At 73.5% G+C, this 25,903-nt stretch carries 19 protein-coding genes and 2 pseudogenes; 16 read left to right on the top strand and 5 right to left on the bottom strand.

Translation table 11 applies throughout. The features are described 5' to 3' along the window. Positions 1-111 precede the first annotated feature (111 nt). The 3 genes from ACWC9R_RS29480 (at position 112) to ACWC9R_RS29470 (ending at position 4,524) form a co-directional block, all read left to right on the top strand. Positions 112-663: a TetR/AcrR family transcriptional regulator gene (locus ACWC9R_RS29480; protein WP_450736043.1), complete on the top strand. Its 552-nt coding sequence runs from the start codon at positions 112-114 to the stop codon at positions 661-663. Beyond that, entirely contained in the window at positions 660-2,285 is a 1,626-nt protein-coding gene (locus tag ACWC9R_RS29475) for an MFS transporter (protein WP_450736041.1), read from the top strand. The genes ACWC9R_RS29480 and ACWC9R_RS29475 overlap by 4 nt, the downstream gene beginning before the upstream one ends. Before the next feature lie 268 nt (positions 2,286-2,553). Further along, positions 2,554-4,524, top strand: a complete 1,971-nt coding sequence (locus tag ACWC9R_RS29470) for a bifunctional metallophosphatase/5'-nucleotidase (protein WP_450736040.1) — start codon at positions 2,554-2,556, stop codon at positions 4,522-4,524. A gap of 74 nt (positions 4,525-4,598) precedes the next feature. Here ACWC9R_RS29470 and ACWC9R_RS29465 read toward each other — a convergent pair whose 3' ends face one another. Then, positions 4,599-5,267: a lysophospholipid acyltransferase family protein gene (locus tag ACWC9R_RS29465; protein ID WP_450736038.1), complete on the bottom strand. Its 669-nt coding sequence runs from the start codon at positions 5,265-5,267 to the stop codon at positions 4,599-4,601. A gap of 297 nt (positions 5,268-5,564) precedes the next feature. On the opposite strand from ACWC9R_RS29465, the pseudogene ACWC9R_RS29460 reads away from it, so the two are divergent. Then, positions 5,565-6,701: pseudogene (locus ACWC9R_RS29460) on the top strand (glycerophosphodiester phosphodiesterase). Between the two features lie 330 nt (positions 6,702-7,031). Next, positions 7,032-7,547: a GNAT family N-acetyltransferase gene (locus ACWC9R_RS29455; protein ID WP_450736036.1), complete on the top strand. Its 516-nt coding sequence runs from the start codon at positions 7,032-7,034 to the stop codon at positions 7,545-7,547. Positions 7,548-7,632: 85 nt separating this feature from the next. Here ACWC9R_RS29455 and ACWC9R_RS29450 read toward each other — a convergent pair whose 3' ends face one another. The 3 genes from ACWC9R_RS29450 to ACWC9R_RS29440 all read right to left on the bottom strand — a co-directional run bounded on the left by ACWC9R_RS29450 (position 7,633) and on the right by ACWC9R_RS29440 (position 9,318). Further along, entirely contained in the window at positions 7,633-8,364 is a 732-nt protein-coding gene (locus ACWC9R_RS29450; RefSeq protein ID WP_450736034.1) for an IPT/TIG domain-containing protein, read from the bottom strand. A 131-nt stretch (positions 8,365-8,495) separates the two neighbouring features. Further along, complete coding sequence (locus ACWC9R_RS29445) at positions 8,496-8,957, bottom strand: hypothetical protein (protein ID WP_362610065.1); 462 nt, start codon at positions 8,955-8,957, stop codon at positions 8,496-8,498. Further along, complete coding sequence (locus tag ACWC9R_RS29440) at positions 8,950-9,318, bottom strand: hypothetical protein (RefSeq protein ID WP_450736032.1); 369 nt, start codon at positions 9,316-9,318, stop codon at positions 8,950-8,952. Before ACWC9R_RS29440 ends, ACWC9R_RS29445 begins: the two co-directional genes overlap by 8 nt. 117 nt (positions 9,319-9,435) lie before the next feature. Here ACWC9R_RS29440 and ACWC9R_RS29435 point away from each other — a divergent pair, with 117 nt between their 5' ends. The 9 genes from ACWC9R_RS29435 (at position 9,436) to ACWC9R_RS29395 (ending at position 22,337) form a co-directional block, all read left to right on the top strand. After that, positions 9,436-10,080: an HAD family hydrolase gene (locus ACWC9R_RS29435; protein WP_450736030.1), complete on the top strand. Its 645-nt coding sequence runs from the start codon at positions 9,436-9,438 to the stop codon at positions 10,078-10,080. Positions 10,081-10,462: 382 nt separating this feature from the next. Then, positions 10,463-11,554, top strand: a complete 1,092-nt coding sequence (locus ACWC9R_RS29430; RefSeq protein WP_450736028.1) for a methionine ABC transporter ATP-binding protein — start codon at positions 10,463-10,465, stop codon at positions 11,552-11,554. After that, positions 11,551-12,285 carry a methionine ABC transporter permease gene (locus ACWC9R_RS29425; protein WP_450736026.1) on the top strand — a complete coding sequence of 245 codons (735 nt, stop codon included), beginning with the start codon at positions 11,551-11,553 and terminating at the stop codon, positions 12,283-12,285. Before ACWC9R_RS29430 ends, ACWC9R_RS29425 begins: the two co-directional genes overlap by 4 nt. A 92-nt stretch (positions 12,286-12,377) precedes the next feature. After that, the gene (locus ACWC9R_RS29420) at positions 12,378-13,235 is read left to right on the top strand and encodes a MetQ/NlpA family ABC transporter substrate-binding protein (protein WP_450736024.1); all 858 of its coding nucleotides are present in this window, start codon (positions 12,378-12,380) and stop codon (positions 13,233-13,235) included. Between the two features lie 344 nt (positions 13,236-13,579). After that, on the top strand, positions 13,580-14,215 hold the full coding sequence (locus ACWC9R_RS29415; RefSeq protein ID WP_362610052.1) for a GNAT family N-acetyltransferase: 636 nt from the start codon (positions 13,580-13,582) through the stop codon (positions 14,213-14,215). A gap of 162 nt (positions 14,216-14,377) precedes the next feature. Next, positions 14,378-15,598, top strand: a complete 1,221-nt coding sequence (cbiE, locus tag ACWC9R_RS29410) for a precorrin-6y C5,15-methyltransferase (decarboxylating) subunit CbiE (protein ID WP_450736022.1) — start codon at positions 14,378-14,380, stop codon at positions 15,596-15,598. Between the two features lie 236 nt (positions 15,599-15,834). After that, the gene (gene cobT, locus ACWC9R_RS29405; RefSeq protein ID WP_450736020.1) at positions 15,835-20,070 is read left to right on the top strand and encodes a nicotinate-nucleotide--dimethylbenzimidazole phosphoribosyltransferase; all 4,236 of its coding nucleotides are present in this window, start codon (positions 15,835-15,837) and stop codon (positions 20,068-20,070) included. A gap of 161 nt (positions 20,071-20,231) precedes the next feature. Beyond that, positions 20,232-21,464: a uroporphyrinogen-III C-methyltransferase gene (cobA, locus tag ACWC9R_RS29400; RefSeq protein ID WP_450736018.1), complete on the top strand. Its 1,233-nt coding sequence runs from the start codon at positions 20,232-20,234 to the stop codon at positions 21,462-21,464. Positions 21,465-21,518: 54 nt separating this feature from the next. Then, positions 21,519-22,337: a TrmH family RNA methyltransferase gene (locus tag ACWC9R_RS29395; protein ID WP_450736017.1), complete on the top strand. Its 819-nt coding sequence runs from the start codon at positions 21,519-21,521 to the stop codon at positions 22,335-22,337. Positions 22,338-22,385: 48 nt separating this feature from the next. On the opposite strand, the gene ACWC9R_RS29390 is transcribed toward ACWC9R_RS29395, so the two are convergent. After that, complete coding sequence (locus ACWC9R_RS29390; protein ID WP_450736015.1) at positions 22,386-23,753, bottom strand: serine/threonine-protein kinase; 1,368 nt, start codon at positions 23,751-23,753, stop codon at positions 22,386-22,388. Positions 23,754-24,361: 608 nt separating this feature from the next. On the opposite strand from ACWC9R_RS29390, the gene ACWC9R_RS29385 reads away from it, so the two are divergent. After that, positions 24,362-24,571: a hypothetical protein gene (locus ACWC9R_RS29385; protein WP_450736013.1), complete on the top strand. Its 210-nt coding sequence runs from the start codon at positions 24,362-24,364 to the stop codon at positions 24,569-24,571. 307 nt (positions 24,572-24,878) lie between these two features. After that, positions 24,879-25,891: pseudogene (locus ACWC9R_RS29380) on the top strand (phosphotransferase family protein). The last annotated feature ends 12 nt before the right edge of the window (positions 25,892-25,903 follow it).

The raw sequence follows: 25,903 nt of genomic DNA, 5'->3' as shown, positions 1-25,903 counted from the left end.
GTGTTGACAGCTGCGTGAAAGGAGTCGAATACTCGCAAGATCAGTCATGCAGACCCGTCATGCAGCACGGCCCGCTCCGCCGCACAGAGGACTTCTGGTACTGTATGTCTCATGGCCCTGGACCGTGAACGCGTTCTGAAGGAAGCCGCCGCGTTGCTCACGCGGCGGGCCTCGACGCCAATGGACGAGATCGCCCGCGCCGCGGGCATCAGTCGCGCGACCCTGCACCGGCACTTCGCCGGGCGGGACGCGCTGATCAGAGCGCTGGAGGAGCACGGGATCGCCCAGTGCGGACAGGCGATGGACGCGGCCCGGCTGGACGAGGGGGACGCCGCCGACGCGCTGCGCCGGCTGATCAGAGAGGCCGAACCGGTCGCCGCCGTGCTCGCCTTCCTCTTCACCGAGAACCAGCTCTTCGAGGACGGCGAGATCAACGCCGGCTGGGAGGAGCTCGACGCCCGCCTCGCCGCCCTCTTCCGGCGCGGCCAGGAAGAGGGCGTCTTCCGGATCGATCTGAGCGCCGCCTGGCTCACCGAGGCCTTCTACGGGCTGATCGGCGCCGGCGCCTGGGCCGTGCACGAAGGGCGGGTCGCCCGTAACGACCTCCACCACTCGATCGCCGAGCTGCTGCTCGGCGGCATCCGACGGAGCATGGAAAAATGACCGAGACCATAGCGTCAGGACCGGCGGGCTCGGCCCATGTCGACGACCAGCCCCGGCCGGGCCGCTGGCTCGCGCTCGCCGTCCTCGTCCTCGCCGTCCTGCTGGTCGGTGTCGACGCCACGGTCCTCGGCCTCGCCACCCCCTTCCTCAGCGAGGACCTCCAGCCGTCCGGGACCCAGCTGCTCTGGATCGGTGACATCTACTCCTTCGTCATCGCCGGCCTGCTGGTCTCCATGGGCAGCCTCGGCGACCGCATCGGCCGCAAGAAGCTGCTGCTGCTGGGCTCCGTCGGCTTCGGCGCGATGTCGGTGCTGGCCGCGTACGCCACCACGCCCGAGATGATGATCCTGGCCCGCGCGCTCCAGGGCGTGGCCGGTGCGACGCTGATGCCGTCCACCCTCGCGCTGATCCGCAACCTCTTCCACGACCCCAGGGAACGCAGTCTGGCCGTCGGCATCTGGGGCGCCATGGCCTCGGCCGGCATGGCCGTGGGCCCCGTCCTCGGCGGGTTCCTGCTGGGGCACTTCTGGTGGGGCTCGGTCTTCCTGATCAACCTGCCGGTGATGGCGCTGCTGGTGGCCGTCGGCGCCAAGGTCATCCCGGAGTCCCGCAATCCGGACCCAGGACCCTGGGACATCCCCAGCGTCCTGCTGGCCCTGGTGGGCATCGTCTGCGTCGTCTACGCCATCAAGGAAGCGGCGGTGCACGGCTACCGCTGGGACATCGCGCTGACGGCCGCCGTCGGGGCGCTCACCCTGTTCGTGTTCGTCCGCAGACAGCTCACCCTCGCCTCGCCGCTGCTGAACATGAAGCTCTTTCACCACCGGGGGTTCTCCGGGGCGGTACTCGCCGATCTGCTGACCATCCTCGGGCTGTCCGGGCTGGTCTTCTTCCTCTCCCAGTTCCTCCAGATGGTGCAGCTGCGTTCACCGCTGAACGCCGGACTCGTCGAACTCCCGGCCGCGGTCGGCGCGGTGGGTGCCGGTCTGGCGGCCGGCTGGGTCGCCCGGCGGCTGTCCGTACGGATCGTGGTGGCCGGCGGCCTCGCCGTGGTCGGGCTCGCCCTGGTCGGCTGCACCACCCTGCACGCCGACACCGGCACCGCCGCGCTGTGCGTGATCCTCTTCGTCGTCGGTGTCGGCGCCGGATTCTCCTTCACCGTCACCGCCGACGTGATCCTCGGCAGCGTGCCCAAGGAGGAGGCGGGCGCCGCCTCCGCGGTCTCCGAGACCGCCTACGAACTGGGCGCCGCGCTCGGCATCGCCCTGCTCGGCTCCATCGTGACCGGCATCTACCGGGGCTTCGACGCACCGCCCGGGGTGCCGGGAGCGGCCACCGACGCCGCCCGCGACTCGCTCGGCGGCGCCGTCGAGACGGCCGGCCAACTCCCCGCCGAACAGGGCGCCGCGCTGGTCAAGGCCGCCCAGGACTCCTTCGTCGCCGGTGTGGACGTCGCGGCCGGGGTGGGGGCGGTGGTCCTGCTGTCCGCGGCGGTGGCCGCGTGGTTCCTGCTCCGCGGCCAGGAGCTGGGCAACAGCCCGGCCCCGCCCTCCGAGCCCGCCGCGCTCTCCGCGGCCGCGCCGGAGCCGGCGCGCGGCTCCGGCCCGGCGGAGCGCCCTTAGGACGTCTCACCCCCGGTCTCCGCCGGCCGGGGAGGCACGCCCGTAAGCCGTACGGCCATCCGCCGGACGGCGGGCACCCGCCGCGCCCCAGGGCGTGTCCCGTGGATCACGGCGCCACACACCCGCATGATCAACGGGACACGCCCCGGGGGCGACTGTCCCCCGCCCGTTCACGCCCGGTACCCCGTACGGTGACCGGCCGTCCGGAGCGGCTTGCTTGACTCTCCCGTCGTCCCCTCACGGACGGCCCGCTCAGGAGAGTGACGCAGTGCGCGACATCGGACGACGCTCCTTCATCACCGCCGCGGGGGCCCTGGCCACCGCGAGCGCCATCGGCAGCAACGCCTACGCCACCGGCCACGCCCGCGACGCGGCCACCGCCGACGAGTACGTCGACGTCCAGCTCCTCAACATCACCGATCTGCACGGCTACCTGCAGGGCGCCCCCGGTGCCCACTCGATCATCACCGGGGCCGGCGGGAAGACCTACACCGTCGGCGGCGTCGCCTACATGGCCGCCCACCTGGAGCGACTGCGCGACGGCCACCGCAACTCCCTCTTCTTCGCGCCCGGCGACCTCTTCTCCGGCTGGGAGTTCGACGCCGCCACCTTCGCCGACGAACCCACCATCGAGGCGCTGAACGCCCTGGGCCTGGACTTCGCCTCGGCCGGCAACCACGAGTTCGACAAGTCCGCGAAGTTCCTCACCGCGCACATGGAGGACGGCGAGAGCTTCCCGGTCGTCGGCCGCGACGACGCCTTCCCCGACTCCACCGGCCGCCGCTTCCGCGGCGCGGAGTTCCCCTACTACAGCGCCAACACGGTGTGGAACGCGAACGGCGAACTCGTGCTGCCGCCGTACAACATCGAGTACGTGGACGCCGGCGGCGGCCGCCGGCTGCCGGTCGGCTTCATCCATCTGACCGCCATCGGCACCGAGTCCTTCCCCGGCTCCTACCAGCCGGGACTGCGCACCCTCGACGAGCTGGAGACCGCCAACCGCTGCGCCGCCGAGCTCAAGTCCCGCGGGGTGCGGGCGATCGTGCTCAGCATGCACGACGGCGCGGTGGCGGGCAGCGACTTCTCCAGCGGCAGCAACCCCTCCGGCCCCGCCTACGAACTGGCGCTGCGCGTCTCCCCGGACATCGACGCCATCATCACCGGACACTGGCACTGCGCCTTCACCATGATGCTGCCCGACCCCGACGGCGTGCCCCGGCCGTTCGTCGAGGCCGGCTGCTACGGCCAGATCATCAACGAGATCACCCTGCGCCTCGACCCGGACACCGGAGCGGTGGTCCGGGAGCTGACCACCACCACCAACCACCCCAACACCCGGGACGTGACACCGGACCCGGAGCTCAAGTCGATCGCCGGCTACTGGGCGGACTACGGCAGCCGGCGCGCCCGCAGCCGCCTCGGCACCCAGACCGCCTCCTTCACCCGGCGGCGCAACACGGTGGGGGAGAGCACCATGGGCAACCTCGTCGCCGACTGGGCCCTGTGGGCGGGCCGTCAGCCGCTCGAACCGATGGCCGACCCCGCCGCCCACCCCAACACCCCCGCGGACCTCGCCGTCATCGCGGTCGCCCCCCGCGTCGGCCAGGCCGTGATCGCCGGCGACCTGATCCGGGACGAGGCGACGGGCGGCACCGTCACCTTCGCGCAGGCCTGGAACTCCGTCGGCTTCGGCGACCCGATCATGACCGTCACGGTCACCGGCCGGCAGCTCCACGACGCGCTGGAGGAGCAGTGGGCCCCGACCGCCGGCGGCGGCCTCGGCTTCTCCCCGCTGGCCGTCTCCGCCAACGTCCGCTACACCTTCGACGCGGCGGGACCGGTCGGCCGGCGGATCGACCCGGCCGACGTGTTCATCGACGGCACCGCCCTCGACCTCACCCGCCGCTACCGGCTGGCCGCCCCCTCCTACACCCTCATCAACCAGGACGGCTTCAGCGCCTTCACCGGATTCACCGCACCGGTCCGCCACACCCGCGACTTCGAGAGCTTCGTCTCCTTCGTCCGCACCAAGAAGCAGCTGTCGCCCGCCCCGTTGAACCGCGTCACGGCCAAGAACGTGAACGTGCCCGGTGCCCGCACCGGCACCATCACCCAGCGCCAGCAACTGCTCCAGGCCGACGGCAGCGTGGTGCCGCGGCCCGAGGCGGCGCTGCGGACGGCGCAGACCGGCGGCGCCGAGGGCCAGCGCGCCCCCGGCGGCTTCCGGGTGCCCTGCTGACCGCCCGCCCCGCACGCGTACACACAACGGGCCCCATCCGGCGAACGGATGGGGCCCGGCGCAGCGCGGACGGCTCAGGCGGCCCTGGCCTTGGTGGCGTAGATGTCGACGTACTCCTGGCCGGACAGCTCCATGACGTCGCTCATCACCTCGTCGGTGACGGCCCGCAGCACATAGCGGTCGCGGTCCATGCCGTCGTAGCGGGAGAAGTCCAGCGGCTCACCGAAGCGCACCGTCACCGGGGCGATGCGCGGGCGGCCCTTGCCGCCGGGCTGCACCTTGTCGGTGCCGATCATCGCGAACGGGACGACCGGCGCACCGGTCATCAGGGTGAGCCGGGCGATGCCCGTACGGCCGCGGTAGAGACGGCCGTCGGGGGAGCGGGTGCCCTCGGGGTAGATGCCGAAGACCTTGCCATCCTCCAGGACCCGGCGGCCGGTCATCAGCGCCGCGACCCCGCCGTGCCCGCCGTCGCGGTCCACCGGGATCATGCCGGTGCTGGTGAAGAACCAGGCCATCAGCCGGCCCTTGAGCCCCTTGCCGGTGACGTACTCGTCCTTGCCGATGAAGTACACCGGGCGTTTGACCACCAGGCTCAGGAACATCGAGTCGATGAAGGTGACGTGGTTGCCGGCCAGGATGACCGGCCCGGTCTCCGGGATGCGCTCCATGCCCTCGACCTTCGGGCGGTACAGGACGCGCATCACGAATCCGAGGATCGCCTTCAGCACAATGCGGGACAACGGGCCCTCCGGGTCGTGACTGGTCAACGTCAAGCGGGCGCAGAACTCTGCAGCCAAGGACCATACTCGCGGGTTACTCCCGCGCGCACATCGGGTTCACGAGGTCGATACGCAGCGTTGACGTGTGTTACCACCATCTTCCCCCCGAAGTCGTCGTCCGTCTCCCCGGCGTGGCCCGTCCGTGCCTACGATCGGCCCGGTTCCGTGGGCCGGTGTGCAACACGCCTCACCGCATGCCGGAAAACACCCGGAAGCACCCGGAAGACCAGCGAAGGCCCTGAGACAAGGAGTGCGCGTATGGACAAGCGGCAGCAGCCGGGACGGCGGACGGTGCTGGGGGCCGCGGCCCTCGGCGCGGGAGCGGCGGTGTTCGGCGGAGCCGGCCAGGCGGGCGCGGCCGGGCGGTCCGGGGTGCCGCAGGAGCTGCCGGTACCGCTGATCGTCGGCCACCGCGGGGCCAGCGGCTACCGCCCCGAGCACACCTTCGGCTCCTACCAACTCGCCCTCGACATGGGCGCGGACGTCATCGAGCAGGACCTCGTCCCCACCAAGGACGGGCATCTGGTCTGCCGCCACGAGAACGACATCACCGCCACCACCGATGTCTCCGCGCACCCCGAGTTCGCGGACCGCAAGACCACCAAGAGCGTGGACGGGGTGAAGCTGACCGGCTGGTTCACTGAGGACTTCACGCTCGCCGAGCTCAAGACGCTGCGCGCCAAGGAGCGCATACCGGGCACCCGGCAGCACAACACCGTCTACGACGGGGTGTGGCAGGTGCCGACCTTCGAGGAGGTGCTGCGGTGGGCCGAGCGCGAGGGCCGCAGGCGGGGCCGCCGGGTCTGGCTGCACATCGAGACCAAGCACCCCACCTACTTCCGCAAGCTGGGCCTCGGCCTGGAGGAGCGGGTGGCCAGAGCGCTGCGCGCGCACGGCCGGCACCGCAGGAACTCCCCGAACTTCCTGCAGTCCTTCGAGCCCGGCAGCATCCAGCGCCTGGACAAGCTCGTGGACTGCCCCAAGGTCGTCCTGCTGGGCACGCTCAAGGACCGCCCCTGGGACTTCACGGAGTCCGGTGACCCGCGCACCGTCGCCGACCTCGTCAAGCCCGAGGGCCTGAAGTAGCTGGCCGGCTTCGCGCAGGGCATCGGCCCGGACCTGACCGTGATCATCCCGCGGGGCACGGACGGCAGGCTCGGCGAGCCCACGTCCGTCGTCAAGGACGCGCACGCCGCCGGACTGGTCCTGCACCCGTATACGGTCCGCAACGAGAACACCTTCCTGCCGGCCGACTACCGGCGCGGCAGCGACCCCAACGCCTACGGCGACGCCCTCGGGGTGTTCCGGGCGTACCTCAAGACCGGGATCGACGGCCTGTTCTCCGACAATCCCGACACCGCGCTGCTGGCCGCCGCGGAGTTCCGCAAGCACTGACCCCGGCCCGGGACCGCCGGCACGGCGGAGCCCGGCCGCCCGGACCGGCGCGCGTTCTCCGGCATGTCCCCTGCATTCTCATCTGAGTTGGGAATGTCACAGGAGAGCCCGGCGCCGGTCCGTTCCGCTTGCCCCAATTGCCTGCGCAGAATGCTCGCGGCGGAGATTGCCGCCGCCCTCCGCGGGGGAATCCCGAAGAGGCGGTGGCGACGACGCCATGGCGGCGCCGGGTACCCCACGGCACCGTCCGTCAGGGCACACCGTTCCGGGCGCACCCCTCTCACCCTCAGCGCGCCCGGACCAGCGAACCGAACAGGGGAGGCTACGCGCATGGGCACGAGTGTGACCATCTCTGCGGCGACCGACCAGGACGCCGAGCAGATCCTCAAACTCCAGTACCTCTGCTACCAGCAGGAAGCCGCGCTGTACGACGACTACGGCATCGAGCCGCTGACGCAGACACTGGAGGCACTGCGCGCCGAACTCGGCGCGGGCTGCGTCGTGGTGGCCCGGCTCGGCGCGGAGGTGGTCGGCGCCGTGCGCGGCACGGTCGACGAGGACGGCACCGGGAGGATAGCCAAGCTCATCGTGCATCCGCGGATGCAGCGGCACGGCCTCGGCGGACGACTGCTGGACGCCGTCGAGGGGCGGCTGGCGGCCGAGCGCGCGGCCACCCGCTACCAGCTGTTCACCGGCCACCGCAGCGAGGGCAACCTGCGGCTCTACCGCGCCCGCGGCTACCTCCCCGTGGGCACCGAGCAGCGCACCCCCCGGCTGCGGGTGGTCACGCTGGAGAAGGACGTGTCCCAGCCGGCCGGAACCGGCGAACTCGTCGCACAGGCGTAGCGCCCCGGGCGGGTCCGTCCCGGTGGGGGCGGACCCGCTTCCGGTCGTCCGCGTCCGAGCGGAGCGGCGTCCGGGCAGGCAGGCGTCAGAGCAGGTAGAGGAAGGTCCCGGGCGCCGTGGCGCTGCCGCCCGTGGTGGTGAGCGCGACGGTGACCGCGCCCAGGGAGTGGCTGGGCGCGACGGCCGCGACCCTGGTGTCGGACAGTACGGCGAACGCGGCCGGCACCCCGCCGAAGGTCACCCCGGTGGTCGTCGCCAGCCGGGTGCCCGTGATGTCGACCAGGGTGCCGCCCGCGGGCAGACCGGTCAGCGGGCTGAAGCCGGTGGCGGTCGGTGTGCCCACGAAGGCGAAGGTTCCGGGCGCCGTGGCGGTGCCGCCCTGCGCGAGGACGACCAGGGACACCTCGCCCTCGGCGTGGGCCGGGGCGACGGCGGTCAGTTCGCTGTCGGACAGCACCGTCGGCGTCACCGCCGTGGCCCCGAACACCACGGAGGTGGTGGTGGACAGACCGCGTCCGGTGACGGTGACCGTGCCGCCGCCCGCCAGCGGACCGGACGACGGCGAGACGTCGAGGACCACGGGCGGGGGAACGTAGTAGAAGGGCACCGGAGCGCTGGTGCCCCCGGGCGTGGTCACCGTGGCGTCGACGACGCCCGCCCCCGAGGGGGCGACCACCGACACCGAGGTCGGTGAGGAGGCCGTGATGGTGGCCGTCTTGCCACCGAAGCGCACCGCGGTGGCCCCGGTGAGCCCGGTGCCGGTGAGGGTCGCCGCGAAACCGCCGCCGGTGGAACCCTGGTTCGGACTGATCGGCATCTTCCCGCTCCGTTTCCGCTCCGGCGAACCCGTGGCCGCCTGCCGGATTCCAGTCAGACAGGGCGTCCGGCCGGGAGCGAGGGGCGGCCGCGTTCTTCACCCTGATGGCGCAGCGCGCCCGCGGGACGCCCTCAGGCCGCCGGCCGCTCCGTACGCGCCCGGCGCAGCCACAGCAGCCCGGTGACGGGCAGGACGACGGGGATGAAGAGATAGCCCATGCCGTAGTCCGACCAGACCGTGGCGTCCGGGAACGCGGACGGGTCGAGCAGTGTCCAGGTGCCGATGCCGAACACCCCGAGCAGCTCCAGCGCGCAGCAGACGAGCGCGGCACGGCGGGCGCCCTCGCCGCCGCGTACCAGCGAGAAGGTGATGAACCCGTAGACGACCGCGGAGACCGCCGAGAGGCTGTACGCCAGCGGCGCCCGGTCGAACTGGGCGAGGAGCTGGTAGAGCGAGCGGGACGCGGCGGCGACGGTGAAGATGCCGTAGAGCGCGACCAGCAGCCGGCCGGGGCCGGTGCCCAGGGAGCGCCGGGCCGTCGCACCGCTCTCCGCGGCCCCGGTGGCACGGGTGGTCTTCGCGGTCTCAGGCACTGCCGCCTCCCCAGATGTCGAACAGCCGCACTTCCAGTACGGCCAGCACCACGGCCCCCGCGGCGACGGTGGCCGAGCCCCAGCGGGTGCGCTCCGAGAGCGACATGAACCCGGTCGCCGGCACACAGGCCGCCGCTCCCAGCAGATACGAGACGAAGAGCGCGGTGCCCTTGTCCGGCGACACCCCGCGGGACAACTGCACGACGGCGACGACCAGTTGGACGACGCCGAGCAGCGACACCAGGCCCATGCCGATGAAGTGCCAGTCCTTGGTGGGCTGGTCACGAAAGGCCGCGAAGCCGCACCAGGCGGCGAGGGCGAGAGCGGTCACCGCGACCGTGACCGTCAGCGCGTCGATCACCGGGGCCTCCGGGCGGCGCGGCGGCGCGCGGTGGGATTGTGGGGCATAAGGGGATGCTAATCGGCGGGGGGAGGGCGGCCGCGTCCGGCCCCACCGCGGTCCGTACGCTCGGGGGGTATGAAGATCATCGCTGACGCCCTCCTCTTCGACAACGACGGCACCCTCCTCTCCTCCCTGGAGTCCGTGAACCGCTGCTGGACCCGGTGGGCCAGGGAGTACGGGCTGACCCCGGAGGACTTCGCCCGGATCGCGCTGCACGGCCGCCCGGCGGCGGAGATCGTCGCGGACCTGCTGCCCGCGGACGTCGTTCCGGAGGCGCTGGCCCGTATCGAGCACCTGGAGGTCGAGGACGCCGGGGGAACGGTGGCGCTGCCCGGCACCCTGGCGCTGCTGGCGGACCTGCCCGCCGAGCAGTGGGCGGTGGTGACCTCGGCCGCCCGCCGGCTGGCCGAGGCCCGGCTCGCACACGCCGGGATCACCGCGAAGAACCTGGTCAGCGCCGACGACATCAGCCGCGGCAAGCCCGACCCGGAGCCGTTCCTGCTGGCCGCCGCGCGGCTGGGGGTGGACCCGGCCCGCTGTGTGGTCTTCGAGGACGCCCCGGTCGGACTGGCGGCCGGCCGCGCCGCCGGGATGACGACCGTGGCGTTGACCACAACGCACCGGGCCGAGGAGCTGTCGGCGGACGTCGTGGTCCCCGACCTCTCGGCGGTATCCGCGCAGGCCATCGCCGGGTCGGTCGAGATCACCATCGCCGGGTAGCACGCTGTCCACGGATCGGGCGGGTATGTCCGCCATACGGACTGGCTTGATCCGTGCGTACTGCTGTCTGGTTTACTGCCGCTCATGACCACGACGAGCTACCGCACCCCTGCGACCGAGGCGTACCAGACGCCCGGTGCTCGTTGCATGTGTCGAATGTGTGACCGCTGAGGGCCCCCGCCTGAGCCTCGCGCCCCGAAGCGAGACCTGCCATGCGCCGTACGTCGGCCTCCCGACGCCCCCGGCCGCCCCGCGTCACCGGAACCCGGAGCCGGGCCCCGCGCCCGCCGCCGCTCCCTGTTCCCCTCTGCCGCACTCGCAAGCAATGCCCCGTGCCCGGCGGGTGAGCCGCCGAGCACTCGACAGTGACGGAAATTCCCTAGTGATCACCACAACGGGCCTGACCAAGGTCTACCGTTCAGGAGACCGCGAAGTCACCGCCCTGGACGGCGTCGATCTGCACGTCCGCGAGGGCGAGGTGTACGGCGTCATCGGCCAGAGCGGCGCCGGCAAGTCCACCCTCATCCGCTGCCTGAACCTCCTGGAGCGCCCCACCTCCGGCACGGTCACCGTCGCCGGCCAGGAACTGACCTCCATCGCCGGCCGCGGCAAGCGCGCCAGCGCCCAGCTCCGGGCCGCCCGCAGCCACATCGGCATGGTCTTCCAGCACTTCAACCTGCTGTCCTCGCGCACCGTGCAGGACAACGTGGAGCTGCCGCTGGAGATCCTCAAGGTCGACCGCCGCGAGCGCTCCCGCAAGGCACTGGAACTGCTGGACCTGGTCGGCCTCGCCGACAAGGCCAAGGCCTACCCCGCCCAGCTCTCCGGCGGCCAGAAGCAGCGCGTCGGCATCGCCCGCGCGCTGGCCGGCGACCCCAAGGTGCTGCTGTCCGACGAGGCCACCAGCGCCCTGGACCCGGAGACCACCCGCTCCATCCTCCAGCTGCTGCGCGACCTCAACCGCAAGCTGGGCCTGACCATCGTGCTCATCACGCACGAGATGGACGTCGTCAAGACGATCTGCGACTCGGCCGCGCTGATGAAGAACGGCCGGGTCGTCGAGCAGGGCACCGTCGCCGAACTCCTCGCCACCCCCGGCTCCGAGCTGGCCCGCGAGCTGTTCCCGGTCGGCGGCGAGCCCTCGGCCGACGACCGCACCGTCGTCGACATCACCTTCCACGGCGCGGCCGCCACCCGCCCGGTGATCTCCGAGCTGTCGCGCACCTACAACGTCGACATCTCGATCCTCGGCGCCGCCATGGACACCGTCGGCGGCAAGCAGATCGGCCGGATGCGCATCGAGCTGCCCGGCCGCTTCGAGGAGAACGTCGTGCCCATCGGCTTCCTGCGCGAGCAGGGGCTGCAGGTGGATGTGGCGGACGTCGCCGACGCCGACGTCGCGGCCGCCGCGGCCGCCCCCGGCCCGTCGACCCCGGAGCCCGCCGCCACGCTGCAGAAGGAAGGTGCCAAGTGACCTGGAACGAGATGCAGCCGCTGCTGTACGACAACACGCTCGACACCCTCTTCATGGTGTGGTGGTCGACCTTCTACGCGGTGCTCCTCGGCATCCCGGTCGGTGTGCTGCTGCACCTGACCGAGCGCGGGGCCGTCCTGCAGAACATCGTGGTGAACAAGATCCTCGGGGCGGTCGCGAACATCGGGCGGTCCTTCCCGTTCCTGATCCTGATCGTCGTGCTGATCCCCTTCACCCGGCTCCTCGTCGGCGTCTCGATCGGCCCGACCGGCGCGGTGGTCCCGCTCGCCATCGCCGCCATCCCGTTCTTCGCCCGGCTGGTGGAGGCCGCCCTGCGCGAGGTCGACCACGGACTGGTCGAGGCCGCCCACGCCATGGGCGGCGGCACCTGGACCATCGTCTTCAAGGTGCTGCTCCCGCAGGCGCTGCCGGCCCTGATCGCGGGCGTCACCACCCTCGTCATCCAGCTGATCGGCTACTCCGCGATCGCCGGCGCCGTCGGCGGCGGCGGGCTGGGCAACCTCGCCTACACCTACGGCTACCAGCAGTACGAGACCTCGCTGATGATCGCCACCGTGGTGGAACTGATCCTCCTCGTCACCCTCGTCCAGGTGCTCGGCGACCTCATCGTCCGCCGGCTCGCCCACCGGGGGACCCGTTCGTCCTCGCTGCGCGTCGGCCTGCGCCGCACCCGCACCGAGGAGCCGGCCGTCGTCACCGAGGCCGCCTGACCGCTCCACCCCGCAACACCCCCGAGCCCGGACCCTTTGCCGGGCGGACATCGCGCGCAACGTCGCGTGGGAACAAGAAAGAGGCACTCTTCGTGCGCAACACCGTCAAGATCTCCGTCGCCATAGCCGCCGCCTCCGCCGTCGCCCTCGGCGCGAGCGCCTGCAGCGCCCCTTCCGACACCACCGCCAGCACCGGCAAGGGCGACAAGAACGCCCCCCTCGTCGTCGCCGCGAGCCCCACCCCGCACGGCACCATCCTCGACTTCGTCAAGAACGAGCTGGCGGAGAAGGAGGGCCTCAAGCTGGTCGTCAAGCCGTTCACCGACTACAAGATGCCGAACAAGGTCACCGACGACGGCCAGGTCGACGCCAACTTCTTCCAGCACAAGCCGTTCCTCGACACCTTCAACAAGGAGAACGGCACGCACATCGTGCCCGTCCAGAACGTGCTCATCGAGCCGCTGGGCGTCTACTCCAAGAAGATCGACAAGCTCTCGGACCTCAAGTCCGGCAGCACCGTCTCGGTCCCGAACGACCCCTCCAACGAGGGCCGGGCGCTCAAGCTGCTCGCCGACAACGGCGTGATCACCCTCAAGCCCGGTGTCGGCTCCGACGCCAAGCTGACCGACGTCAAGGACGACAAGGGCATCAAGATCACCGAGCTGGAGGCCGCGCAGACCGCGCCGCGCATCGACGACGTCGACGCCGCGATCATCAACGGCAACTTCGCCATCGGCGCCAAGCTCAAGCCCTCCAAGGACGCGCTGGCCCTGGAGAAGGCGAAGGACAACCCCTACGCCAACTTCCTCGCCGTCAAGAAGGGCAACGAGAGCGACCCGCGGGTCAAGAAGCTGGCCAAGCTCCTGAACTCCCCCGAGGTCAAGAAGTTCATCGAGGACAAGTACAAGGACGGCTCGGTCATCCCGGCCTTCGGCGCGGCCAAGAGCTGACGCCTCCCGGGCAGGGGCGGAGGTCTCCCGGCCAGGAGCTGACGCCTCCTGCCGGGCCGGTTCCGCGCCGGTCCGGTTTTTTCCCCGCCGCCCACCCCCCTTCGGGGGGGGCGGGTGTGGACGTGCGGTTGCCCCGCCGCAGGTCACCGGAACGTGTCCGTCCGCACGGATGGCCCGTGGGCCCCGGACCCGCACCGCGCGGGTCCGGGGCCCACGCGCGTGGCACAGCCGCGCGCCGATGCTGCATGCTGGTGCATTCAAGACGGTCAAGACGGCCCGTGACCTCGCGGTCTCACAGCCCGCGACGTTCCGGACACCACAGTCAACGGCGCGGGAGCAGCGGCATGACATCCACCTTTCCGGACATCTCCATCAGCACGGACCGGTTGGTGCTGCGCCCCTTCGAGGAGGCCGACGTGCCCTCCCTCACCGCGATGATGAACGACGAGCTGGTCGCCTCCTGGACCGCGATACCGCAGCCGTACACCGAGGACGCCGCACGCGCCTGGACCACCGAGGGCGCCCCCGCCGAGCGCGCCGCGGGCCACGGTATCGATTTCGCGGTCACCGAGTTCCTCACCCAGCGCCTGGTCGGCGTGGTCCAACTGCGCAACACCGACTGGCGTATCCGCTCCAGCGAGATCAACTACGTCGTCGCCTCCTGGGCCCGCGGCGAGGGCTACGCCTCCGAGGCCTCGCTCGCCGTCGCCCACTGGCTCTTCCACCACCAGAAGTTCGAACGCATCGAACTGCGCACCGCCGCCGACAACACCGCCTCCCAGCAGGTCGCCCAGAAGATCGGCTGCATCAGCGAGGGCGTGCTGCGCAACGCCTTCATAGCCCGCAGCCGCACCGAGGACGGCGGCTGGGCGGACATCCGTACCGACCTGATCGTGTGGAGCCTGCTGCCCGAGGACCTCGAAGGAGTCCCGGGCCGGCTGGCGGACGCGAACGGATTCAGCTATCCCGAGTGGAACTGACCACGCCCGCGCTCAGGTCCGTACCGCAGGGGGTAGTCTCGGCCTGCCGCGCACTCGCGCGACCGGCGCGGACCGGCGCACCACAGCGGCACCACCGCCGGCCTGCGGCTCTGCCCGCCGCCCCGCCCGCGTAACCACAGCAGCCCCAGGAGACTGACGAGCATGGCCGACCGGGTCACGGTGATCGGATGGGACGGCTCACCACTGACCGCCGCCGCCCGCTCCGCGCTCGGCGCCGCCACGCTGGTGGCCGGCGCCGCCCACCACCTCGCGCTGCCCGAAGTCCCGCCGCACGCCGAACGCATCCGGCTCGGCAGCGTGAGCCTGGCGGCCCGCCGCATCGCCCAGCACCGCGGCACCGCCGTCGTGCTCGCCGACGGCGACCCCGGCTTCTTCGGCGTCGTCCGCACCCTGCGGGCCCCCGAACACGGCCTGGAAGTGGAAGTGGTCCCGGCCGTCTCCTCCGTCGCGGCCGCGTTCGCCCGGGCCGGCATGCCCTGGGACGACGCCCAGATCGTGGTCGCCCACAGCCGCGACCTGCGCCGCGCGGTCAACGTATGCCGCGCCCACACCAAGGTCGCGGTGCTCACCTCACCCGGCGCCGGCCCCGCCGAACTCGCCCTGCTGCTCGGCGGCGTCCACCGCACCTTCGTCATCTGCGAGGAACTGGGCACCGAGCGGGAGCAGGTGACGGTCCTCACCTCCGACAAGGCCGCCGACCATGTCTGGCGTGACCCCAATGTCGTCATTGTCGTCGGCGGTTCGCCCGGCGGGGCCGCGGCGCAGGGCACCGGCTGGATCGCCGGACACGAGGTCGGCCACCCGACGGGCCCACGAGGCTGGGGACTTCCGGCGAGCGCCTACGGCGGCGCCCTGGGCGAGGGCGAGTCCGTCCAGCTGCGCACCGCACAACTCGCCCGCCTCGGACCGCAGCTGGGCGACCTGGTCTGGGACATCGGCGCGGGCAGCGGAGCCGCCGCGGTGGAGGTCGCACGCTTCGGCGCCGCCGTCATCGCGGTCGACGCCGACCCGGACGCCTGCGCACGCACCGGCGCCCTCGCCCGCCGCCACGGCGTCCAACTCCAGGTCGTGCACGGCCGGGCGCCGCAGGTCCTGGAGGACCTGCCCGAGCCCGACGTCATCCGGGTCGGCGGCGGGGGAGCGGACGTGCTCACCGCCTGCGCGGCCCGCCGTCCCGAACGGATCGTCACCCACGCTGCCACCCGCGACGAGGCCGAATCGCTCGGCCGTGCGCTGGCCGACGGCGGCTACGACGTCGAGTGCGCACTGCTCCAGTCCGTGGACCTGGACACTTCCGCCTGGGTCGAACGCGAGCGGTCCGTGGTGTTTCTGCTCAGCGGGTATCGCGTTCCTCACCCGTGACCAGCACGGCAACCCGAGCGGGGTAGGCTGGCGGATCGTTGCGCCGCCGTTCCGCATTCGGCTTCGTACGCCAATATCCGGAAAGTGCCGTGGTTTTGGCCGAATGAGAAGCTCTGGAGAGCGGACGTGCCGCGAAGCGCGCTCGCTCGTTCTAGCTATCGGGGCGTCGGCGCGCCCCGGTCGAGCGCGTCGCACGAGCGGTTGGAAGGAGCACTACCAATGGGCGAGGGGTACGCATGACCGACACCGGCCAGGTCCCGGGCGAGGGACAGCCGGAGAACGCAGGCGGACATCCCGGGCAGCCGCAGCCGGCGGCCGCTCCCTCCCCTGCCGACGCCGGACCGACGGAGCTGCCCGGCATGATGCCCCCGCCGGGCGAGTACCCCTACCTCGACCAGGCCGACGCCACCGTCGAGGACGACGACCTGCTGCTGATGCCGGGCGCCCAGGGCGCCTGGAGCGAGCAGTCCGCCGCCCAGCCGCTCCCGCAGCCGCAGGAGACCCACCAGGCCGCGGACCAGCAGCCCCAGCAGGGCGTGCCGTTCGACGCGGCCGCCCAGGGGGCCACCGGCTTCGAGCCGATGCCCGCCCAGGCCGGCGACCACGAGAGCGGTGGCCGGGACTCCGGTTCCGTCGACCTCAGCGCCGTCCGTATTCCCCAGCCCGCCGCCCCGCAGCCGGACCGCGCCCGCGCCGCCGCACCCGCCACGCCCCCGCGCCGTCCGCTCCACATGGGCCCGCCCGTCCCCGACCCGACCGGCGGCGTGGTCCGTTCCCTCGCCGACCGCGGACCGGCCGAGGCGCCCTCGCCGTCCCCCGCACGGCACGCCGGACCGCCCACCGGCGGCCCCGAATACTTCGACGCCCCGGCCGCGCCCACGCCGGACGCCCAGCCGGTGACCGGCGACCGGCCCGCCGCGGCCGAGCAGCACTTCGCCGCGCCCTCGTACGGTGAGCAGCCCTACGGCGGCCAGTTGCACGCCGAGCAGACCTACGGGGCCGCCGGCCAGGGCCCGTTGCCCGGCCCGCAGCTCGGCGAGATCCCGTCGCAGGTGCCCCAGTGGCACGAGGCCTCCGCACAGACGGCGGCCCCGCTTGCAGAAACGGTCGCCCCCGAGGCGCCCGCCGCTCCCGCCGAGGCCGTGCAGCCCGCTCCCGCGGCGCAGTCCGTCCCGCAGGACGCGGCGCTGCCCGCCGAACAGCCGGCGCCGCTGCCCGCCGAGGACGCCGCGCAGGCCGGCGACGCCGCTCCGGTCGCCGGGACCGCCGCCGACGCCGGGCAGGAACCGCAGCCCGAGGCACCGACGCAGCCGCAGGACAGCGCTCCGGACGCGACGCCGGACGTGGCCGTGCCTGAGCAGGACGGCACGGCTGCTGAGGCCACCGCCGAGCCCACTGCCGAGGCCGGGCCCGAAGCTGCCGCGCCTGACGCCTCCGTCGCGGAGGCTGAGGCGGCAGAGGACCTCGCTGTGGACGCCCCTGAGGCCGACGCTCCCGAGACCGCCGCGCCCGCCGCCGAGGCGCCCGCTGCGGATGCCGCTGCTGCGGAGGCCTCTGGACAGGACGTCCCAGTTGCGGACACCGCGGCTTCGGACGCCCCGGCCGACGCTCCGGTTCCGGACGCCCCCGCCGAGGCTCCCGCTTCGTCCGCTCAGCAGCCCGAGGCCGTTGCCGCCGAGGCGGAGGCTGCGCAGCAGCCCGCCGACCAGGCCGCTCCCGCCGAGCCCGCGCCCGACGCGCAGGCACCGGCACAGTCCGCCGACGCCCCGGCCGCCCCTGCCCCGTCCGACGCGGCGGGCCAGGCCGCTGACCCCGTGGCGGAGCAGCCGACGGCCGACGCCCCTGCCGAAGCCCCGCAGGCCGAGCAGCCCGCCGACCAGCCCGAGGCCGCCGCCGAGGTCCCGCAGCAGCCCGACGCACCGGCCGTCGCCGCCGAGGCCCAGCCGGAGTCCCCGGCCGCCGCCGCGACCGAGCCCGCCCCGGTCGAGCCCACGCCCGCCGAGGCCACCCCGGCGGATGCCGCCCCGGCCGAGGCCACCGCCGATGCCGCGGCCGCCGAGCCCACCGTTTCGACACCCGCCTCCGCTCCTCAGGCCTCCGTGCCCGACGACGGCGTACCCGAGGAGCAGGCCGTCATAGAGCCGCCCGAGGCATCACAGCAGTCCCCGGCACAGCAGGAGGACGCCGCGCAGCCACTGCCCGACGCGCCCGAGGACGCCGCAGGTCAGCAGGCCGCCGAGGAGTCCGCCCCCGAGACCGTGGCGCAGGACGCCGACGCCCCCGCAGAGCCGCAGCCCGCAGTGGCCGGCCCGGAGGACGCCGACACCGCGGCCGACCCGGACGCCCCCGCGGCCGAAGCAACCCCCGGCGAGCCCGCCGAGGACTCCGCTCCCGCCGCCGAGCCCGCGGAGGCATCCGACGCCCCCGCCGAGGTCCGGCCCGTGGCCGTCCACATCCCCGCCCAGGCGTCCGGTGAGCAGATCCCCGTGGACGCCCCGGCCCCGCCGCAGGCCGCGGCCCCGTCCGGCGAGCAGCCCGCCCAGGAAGGCGAGCCCGTCGCCGACGCCGAAGAGCAGCCCCAGCACCAGGACGCCGACGCCCTCGTCCAGCTCGGCGAGGACCAGCTCGGCGAGGACCAGGACGTCGACCAGGGCGACGGCCAGGCGCAGGCCGCCGACCCGCAGCACTCCGCCGTGACGCCCGACGGCCCCGAAGCCATCGACCTGGCCGACGCCACGGCCCCGGCCCTCGGGTACGACGACACCGAGCGCGCGGCCGTCCACCGCGTGATCCGCGAACGCCGCGACATCCGCAACGGCTTCCGCAGCGACCCGATCCCCCACGACGTGCTGCTGCGCGTCCTGGAGGCCGCCCACACCGCGCCCAGCGTCGGCCACTCGCAGCCGTGGGACTTCGTGGTCATCCGCTCGGACGAGACCCGCGAGAGGATGCACCAGCTCGCGATGGCGCAGCGCGAGGCGTACGCCAAGTCGCTGCCCAAGGCGCGCGCCAAGCAGTTCCGCGAGCTGAAGATCGAGGCGATCCTCGAGACGCCGGTGAACATCGTCGTCACCGCCGACTCCACCCGCGGCGGACGGCACACCCTCGGCCGCCACACCCAGCCGCAGATGGCCCCGTACTCCTCCGCGCTCGCCGTCGAGAACCTCTGGCTCGCCGCCCGCGCCGAGGGCCTGGGCGTCGGCTGGGTCAGCTTCTTCGACGAGCGGGAGATGGTCCGCGAACTGGGCCTGCCCGACCACCTCGAAGTCGTCGCCTACCTGTGCATCGGTTACGTCGACGAGTTCCCGGAGGAGCCGGAGCTGCTCCAGGCCGGCTGGTCCAAGCGCCGCCCGCTGTCCTGGGTCGTCCACGAGGAGACCTACGGCCGCCGCGCACTGCCCGGCGAGAACCCGCACGACCTGCTCCAGGAGACCCTGCAGGGCATCCGTCCGCTGGACGCCAAGGCGCTCGGCGAGGCATGGGAGCGGCAGAAGCGGATGACCAAGCCCGCCGGGGCGCTGGGCATGCTGGAGATCATCTCCGCGCAGCTGTCCGGGCTGTCCCGCAAGTGCCCGCCGCCGATCCCGGAGCCGGCCGCCGTCGCGATCTTCGCCGGTGACCACGGCGTGCACGCCCAGGGCGTGACCCCCTGGCCCCAGGAGGTCACCGGCCAGATGGTCGCCAACTTCCTGGGCGGCGGCGCGGTCTGCAACGCCTTCGCCAACCAGGTCGGCGCCGAGGTCTGCGTCGTGGACGTCGGTGTCGCGAGCGACCTGCCCGCCACCCCCGGTCTGCTGCCCCGCAAGGTCCGCGCCGGCACCGACGACTTCACGGCCGGCCCGGCGATGACCCAGGAGGACGTGCTCAAGGCCATCGAGGTCGGCATCGACACCGCCCGTGACCTCGTCGCGGCCGGCAACAAGGCACTGCTCACGGGCGAGATGGGCATCGCCAACACCACCACCTCCGCCGCGCTGATCTCCGTCTACACCGGCGTCGACCCGGTCGAGGTCACCGGCCGCGGCACCGGCATCAACGACGAGACCCACGCCCGCAAGGTCGATGTGGTCCGCCGCGCCCTGGAGCTGCACCAGCCCGACCCGGCCGACCCCATCGGCGTCCTCGCCGCGGTCGGCGGCCTGGAGCACGCCGCGCTCGTCGGCCTGATCCTCGGCGGCGCCTCGCTGCGCACCCCGGTGATCCTCGACGGCGTGAGCGCCGGCGCCGCCGCCCTGGTGGCCCGCGCCATCGCCCCCGAGGCGCTGGCCGCCTGCATCGCGGGACACCGCAGCGCCGAGCCGGGCCATGTCGCGGCCCTGAACAAGCTGGGCCTGCGCCCGCTGGTCGACCTCGATCTGCGTCTCGGCGAGGGCACCGGCGCCCTGCTCGCACTCCCCGTGGTCCAGAGCGCCGCCCGCGCGATGCACGAGGTCGCCACCTTCGACTCCGCCGGAGTGACGGAGAAGACCTGATCAGGCCCTGACCTCCGCATGACCCCCGGCCCGCAGCCCCATAGGCTGTGGGCCGGGGCCGTACCGCCGCCCCGGGCCGTCCCCCGCACCAGCCGCTCCAGAGCCGCAGTGGCTGCGCCGGTCGCCGAACCCGCATCATCCGCACAAGGAGCCGTACCGCCATGGCCGAGCACGCCGCCGAACACGCTGCCTACCCCGTCGGACTGCGGCTGTCCGGCCGCCGGGTGGTTGTCCTGGGCGCCGGCCAGGTGGCCCAGCGCCGGCTCCCCTCCCTCGTCGCCGCGGGCGCCGACGTCCTGCTGATCTCCCCGTCCGCCACCCCGTCGGTCGAGGCCATGGCCGACGCCGGTGAGGTGGGCTGGGAGCGCCGCCGCTACCGGGACGGCGACCTCGACGGTGCCTGGTACGCGCTGATCTCCACCGACGACCCGGAGGCCAACGCCGCCGCGTCCCAGGAGGCCGAGGACCGCCGGGTGTGGTGCGTACGCTCCGACGACGCCGAGGCGGCCACCGCCTGGACCCCGGCCACCGGCCGCAGCGAGGGCGTCACCGTCGCCGTGCTCACCGGCCGCGACCCGCGCCGCTCCGCCGCCGTACGCGACGCCATCGTCGAGGGGCTGCGCGACGGCAGCCTCGCCGCCCCGCACCACCGCCGCCCGCACACCCCGGGCGTGGCGCTGGTCGGCGGCGGCCCCGGCGACCCCGACCTGATCACCGTCCGCGGCCGCCGGCTGCTCGCCGAGGCCGACGTCGTGATCGCCGACCGGCTCGGCCCCCGCGACCTGCTCGCCGAACTCCCGCCGCACGTCGAGGTCATCGACGCCGCGAAGATCCCCTACGGCCGGTTCATGGCCCAGGAGGCCATCAACAACGCGCTGATCGAGCACGCCAAGGCCGGCAAGGCCGTGGTCCGGCTCAAGGGCGGCGACCCGTTCGTCTTCGGTCGCGGCATGGAGGAGGCCCAGGCGCTCGCCGAGGCCGGCATCCCCTGCACGGTCGTCCCCGGCATCTCCAGCACCATCTCGGTGCCCGGAGCCGCCGGCATCCCCGTCACCCACCGTGGCGTCGCCCACGAGTTCACCGTCGTCAGCGGCCATGTCGCCCCCGACGACGCGCGCTCGCTGGTGGACTGGCCGTCGCTCGCCAAGCTGCGCGGCACCCTCGTCGTCCTGATGGGCGTGGAGAACAGCGGCGCCATCGCCGCCAAGCTGATCGAGCACGGCCGCGCCGCGGACACCCCCGCCGCCGTCATCCAGGAGGGGACCACCGCGGCCCAGCGCCGCGTCGACGCCACCCTCGCGACGCTCGGCGAGACGGTCCGGGCCGAGGGTGTGCGGCCCCCGGCGGTCATCGTCATCGGCGAGGTCGTCGCCGTGGCCCCTACCCCCAGGTAACCGATCCCCCGACGCGGCATTGGCACCCCGACACCGACAAGGCACTATCTCCCCGTGGCAGAAATCATCACCGTCGACGACCCGGACGACCCCCGGCTGGCCGACTACACCGGTCTGACCGACGTCGAGCTGCGGCGCCGGCGCGAGCCCGCGGAGGGGCTCTTCATCGCCGAGGGCGAGAAGGTCATCCGGCGGGCCCGGCACGCCGGTTACACGATGCGCTCGATGCTGCTCTCGGCCAAGTGGGTCGACGTCATGCGCGATGTCATCGACGAGGTCCCGGCACCGGTCTACGCCGTCAGCCCGGCCCTCGCCGAGCGGGTGACGGGCTATCACGTGCACCGCGGCGCACTGGCCTCCATGCAGCGCAAGCCGCTGCCGGACGCCACCGACCTCCTCGCCGGCACCCGCCGCATCGTCGTCATGGAAGCGGTCAACGACCACACCAACATCGGTGCGATCTTCCGCAGCGCGGCGGCCCTGGGCATGGACGCGGTGCTGCTGTCCCCGGACTGCGCCGATCCGCTCTACCGCCGCTCGGTGAAGGTCTCCATGGGCGCGGTGTTCTCCGTGCCGTACGCCCGCTTGGAGAGCTGGCCCCGGGACCTGGCCGCCGTACGGGAGGCGGGCTTCAAGCTGCTCGCCCTGACCCCGGCCGAGAAGGCCACCGCCATCGACGAGGCCGCCCCGCACACCCTGGAGCGCGCCGCGCTGATGCTGGGCGCCGAGGGCGACGGCCTGAGTACCGGCGCCCTCCGTGCCGCCGACGAATGGGTCCGCATCCCGATGGCACACGGCGTCGACTCCCTCAACGTCGGCGCGGCCGCCGCGGTGGCCTTCTACGCGGTGGCGACCGGGCGACCGGAGGAATAACCGCCCCACCCCACCGCGTTGAGGCCCCGAAGGGGGCGCTCGCATCCCCTAGGGGTTCTGTTCCCCCACCCCGTAAGGCCTCTCCGCCCCGGCCTCCGCCCCGGCGACCACCCCCGCCGACGGCACCGCCGCCACCGACCGCTCCGCCCCGAGTCCATGCGCCGGCCCCTGGCACCCCTGGGCGGCCGCGATACCGAGCGCCACCAGCAGCGTCACCACCACGAACACGATGACGCGCTGCCGCAGCAGCCGACGGTCCGGTCCGGGCCGGCGCCCGCCCGAGGTCGTGCGTACGGGGGTACGTGAACCGTTTCGCCCCGTGGGCCGCGGGGCCGGGACCCGGCGTCCGTTCCGCCCGCCGGTCCGCGGGGTCTTCCCCGCGGCCGATACCGGCCCGGCCGGCCGGGCGCCCGCGTTCCGCGGAACCTGGGGGCGGGAGGGGTGCGGACGCGGCGTGGAGCCCGCCGTCCGGCGCTCGGTGCGCTGGCGCGCGTACTCCTCGGCCCGCTGCCCGGTCGGCCGCTCCGCGGTGCGGCGCTCCACGCGCTCCCAACCGGCCCCGGCCCCGTCGTCCAGGGGCCCGCCGGACAGCCCGTGCGCCTCCCGGGCCGCGATCTCCTTGAGCCGCAACGACAGCGACAGGGTGCTGGGACGGTCCGCCGGGTCCTTGGCCAGACACGAGGCGAGCAGCGGCGCCAGCGCGTCCGGCACCCCGCCGAGGTGTGCCTCCTCATGGACCACGCGGTAGAGCATGACCTCCGAACTCCCCTGGCCGAACGGGGAGTCCGCGGTGCAGGCGTACGCGAGGGTGGCGCCCAGCGCGAAGATGTCCGTCGCCGGGGTCACCGCGGCCCCGCGCACCTGCTCCGGCGCCAGAAAGCCCGGTGAGCCCACGGCAGTACCGACGTGGGTCAGGGTGCTGGCACCGGTCGCCCAGGCGATACCGAAGTCGATGATCCGCGGGCCCTTGGGCGACAGCAGGATGTTGGACGGTTTCAGGTCGCGGTGCACCACGCCCGCGTCATGGACGGCCAGCAGCCCCTCGGACAGCGCCGCGCCGATGGAGGCGACCTGCGCCGGGGACAGCGGGCCCTCCTCGTTGACCTTGTCGTGCAGCGAGGGGCCCGGGACGTACTGCGTGGCGAACCAGGGGCGGTCCGCGTCGAGGTCGGCCGCGACCAGCCGGGCCGTACAGCCGCCGCGAATCCGCCGGGCGGCGGAGACCTCCCGGGCGAACCGCGACCGGAACTCCTGATCCTCCGCCAGGTCCGGCCGGATCACCTTGAGCGCCACCCGCTGCCCGCGCTTGTCCGAGCCGAGGTAGACCACGCCCATCCCGCCCGCGCCGAGCCGGCGGTGCAGCCGGAACGTCCCGACGACACGCGGGTCCTCGCGTCGGAGCCGCATCATCGCCATGTCCGTCCCCTACCTGCGGTGGGGAGCCCCCTCCGCTGCCAACCGTCTGACGTGGCACAGCTTACGGATTGACGGCTCGCTGTGCTGAGAGGCCGCGCATGCGCCGTACGGTGGATTGACCGTGGCACGTGTGGGGCACGGAGTGCGGAATCTCCACCTCCGGTTGTGCGGTCCGATCTCCTACGGATGATCCCAATGATCCGTCACAGAAGGGGGATTGACCGGATGTAGGGGGATCAGGGCGGGTTGGCCGGGGATGCGGCGGGGGCGGCCGAGGCGCGGGAACGGGCCGCGGGGCGGACGCGGTGCGGGGGTGGAACGGCCGTACACGGGGGAGCGGCCGGAGTGATCGAGGTCACCCTCAGGAGTGCCCGGGGTGGTGCGGGCGACGCTCCCTCTCCGGGATGTGCCCTGGTCGTGGGCGCGGGTCTCCACCCAGAGGAGTAGGCGGGGCGCCGTGCCGTCATCCTCTTGGAGGCCGACCAATCGGTACGACGGCATGACGCCCGGCGCCGGCCGCGAGCCTAGGGTGGTCTTCAAGCGGCGGGCGGAGCACTCGTCCCCCGAGGTCAGACGCCCGCCGCCCGGATCACGACAGGAGCGGGACGATGGCGCGGACCTCCGGGCGGGCGGCTCTTCGGGCACAGGGGCGCAGGGCCGCCTCGACGCCCGCCGGGCAGCAGCCTTCCGGTACCCGCCACCCGCTCGTCGCGGTGGCCATGGTGCTGCCGCTGGCGATCGTTCTCGCCGTGGTCTTCGGCGGCTGGGAGGCCGTCCTGTCACAGGCGTCGTCCGTGGCCGGATTGCTGGGGCGCTGAGCGGCGCCCCGGTCCTGGGAGAGCGGCCCGGGACGGGGGACATCCGGCTGTGACCCCGTGGGGACGGGGGGTGCGGCGGACGGCACGAAGGCCGGGCATCTGGGGAGATGCCCGGCCTTCGAGCGTCCGGTCCACTCGCCTTTCATGGCCCGCTGGCCGTCACCGCCCACTCCGGACCACCGCGCCCTCGCACTGGGGCAGCCCCCTCCCACCCCGCCCGCCCCGCGCCTACGATCCCCTACCGGGCGCCCCTTGCCCGTACCGCCACCCACGGCGCATCCGGCCACGCGCAGGACTCGGGGGAACGATGACCACCTCACTGCTCGTCCGCCTGGCCGCGCTGTCCGCGACGGCCGCCCCGGAAGACGCGCCGGGTGCCACCCCGGAGGTGCTCGCCGACCGGCCCGACGGCACGGTCGTCCGCAGCGGCCGTACGGTCGCCAAGGCGCACGCCCCCGACGGTGACCTCCGCGCGCTCGCCGCCCGGCTGCGGATCGCCGCCCACCCGTTCCTGCACGGCATCCTGCTGCCCCCGCTCCCGGTCACCGCCCCCGACGGCTATCTCACCCTCTCCGAGGAGGGCCGGGCGCTCACCCGCTGGCCCTACGGCAGCCCGGTCCCGCCCGACGACCCCGACGCCGCGCCCTGGGAGGACGCCGCCCGGTTGCTGGCCCGTCTGCACTCCGTCGACCCGCGCCAACTTCCCGGCCCCGTGCCGCCGATGCGCGGCCCCGCCAAGGCCGCCCGCGCCCTGGCGCGCCTGCGGACCGCCCCGGCCCTCGCCGATGTCCCGCCGGCCGGGCCCCGTACGGTCACCGGCGCGCTGCCCGCGGCGGCCGCGGTCGTCGAGCGGGCCTGGGTCACCCTGCCCCCGTGGGCCCGCGACGAAGCCCCGCCGCCACGGGACGGCACCCTCTGCCACGGCGATCTGCACCTGGGGCAGCTCGTCCGCCACCCCGCCGGCGACGGCCGCTGGCTCCTCATCGACATCGACGACCTCGGCCGGGGCGACGGCGCCTGGGACCTGGCCCGCCCCGCCGCCTGGTTCGCCACCGGCCTTCTGGCGCCGGACCTCTGGACGCGGTTCCTGGCCGCCTACCGCGCGGCCGGCGGCCCCGCCGTGGGACCGGCCGGCGATCCCTGGCCCGGCCTGGAGGTACCGGCCCGCGCGCTCACCGTGCAGACCGCCGCGCTCGCCGTCGCCAAGGCCGCCACCGCCGCCCGCCCCTGGACGAGGCGGAGACCGCGGCCGTCGAGGCCTGTGCCCGGATGACGTCCCCGTCACGGCAGTTGGCGTCCGGCGGCCCCGGCGTAGGCTGAACGCCCCGCTGC

This window comes from Streptomyces sp. NPDC001219 (assembly GCF_053597915.1).
Note: the sequence above shows the minus strand (reverse complement) of the source record. Positions and strands in the feature narration are given on the sequence as shown.

Coding starts and splice junctions, on each gene's coding strand:
- ACWC9R_RS29480 (WP_450736043.1), top strand. CDS start 112: ATGGCCCTGGACCGTGAACGCGTTCTGAAGGAAGCCGCCGCGTTGCTC.
- ACWC9R_RS29475 (WP_450736041.1), top strand. CDS start 660: ATGACCGAGACCATAGCGTCAGGACCGGCGGGCTCGGCCCATGTCGAC.
- ACWC9R_RS29455 (WP_450736036.1), top strand. CDS start 7,032: ATGGGCACGAGTGTGACCATCTCTGCGGCGACCGACCAGGACGCCGAG.
- ACWC9R_RS29450 (WP_450736034.1), bottom strand. CDS start 8,364: ATGCCGATCAGTCCGAACCAGGGTTCCACCGGCGGCGGTTTCGCGGCG.
- ACWC9R_RS29435 (WP_450736030.1), top strand. CDS start 9,436: ATGAAGATCATCGCTGACGCCCTCCTCTTCGACAACGACGGCACCCTC.
- ACWC9R_RS29415 (WP_362610052.1), top strand. CDS start 13,580: ATGACATCCACCTTTCCGGACATCTCCATCAGCACGGACCGGTTGGTG.
- cbiE (WP_450736022.1), top strand. CDS start 14,378: ATGGCCGACCGGGTCACGGTGATCGGATGGGACGGCTCACCACTGACC.
- cobT (WP_450736020.1), top strand. CDS start 15,835: ATGACCGACACCGGCCAGGTCCCGGGCGAGGGACAGCCGGAGAACGCA.
- cobA (WP_450736018.1), top strand. CDS start 20,232: ATGGCCGAGCACGCCGCCGAACACGCTGCCTACCCCGTCGGACTGCGG.
- ACWC9R_RS29390 (WP_450736015.1), bottom strand. CDS start 23,753: ATGGCGATGATGCGGCTCCGACGCGAGGACCCGCGTGTCGTCGGGACG.
- ACWC9R_RS29385 (WP_450736013.1), top strand. CDS start 24,362: ATGGCGCGGACCTCCGGGCGGGCGGCTCTTCGGGCACAGGGGCGCAGG.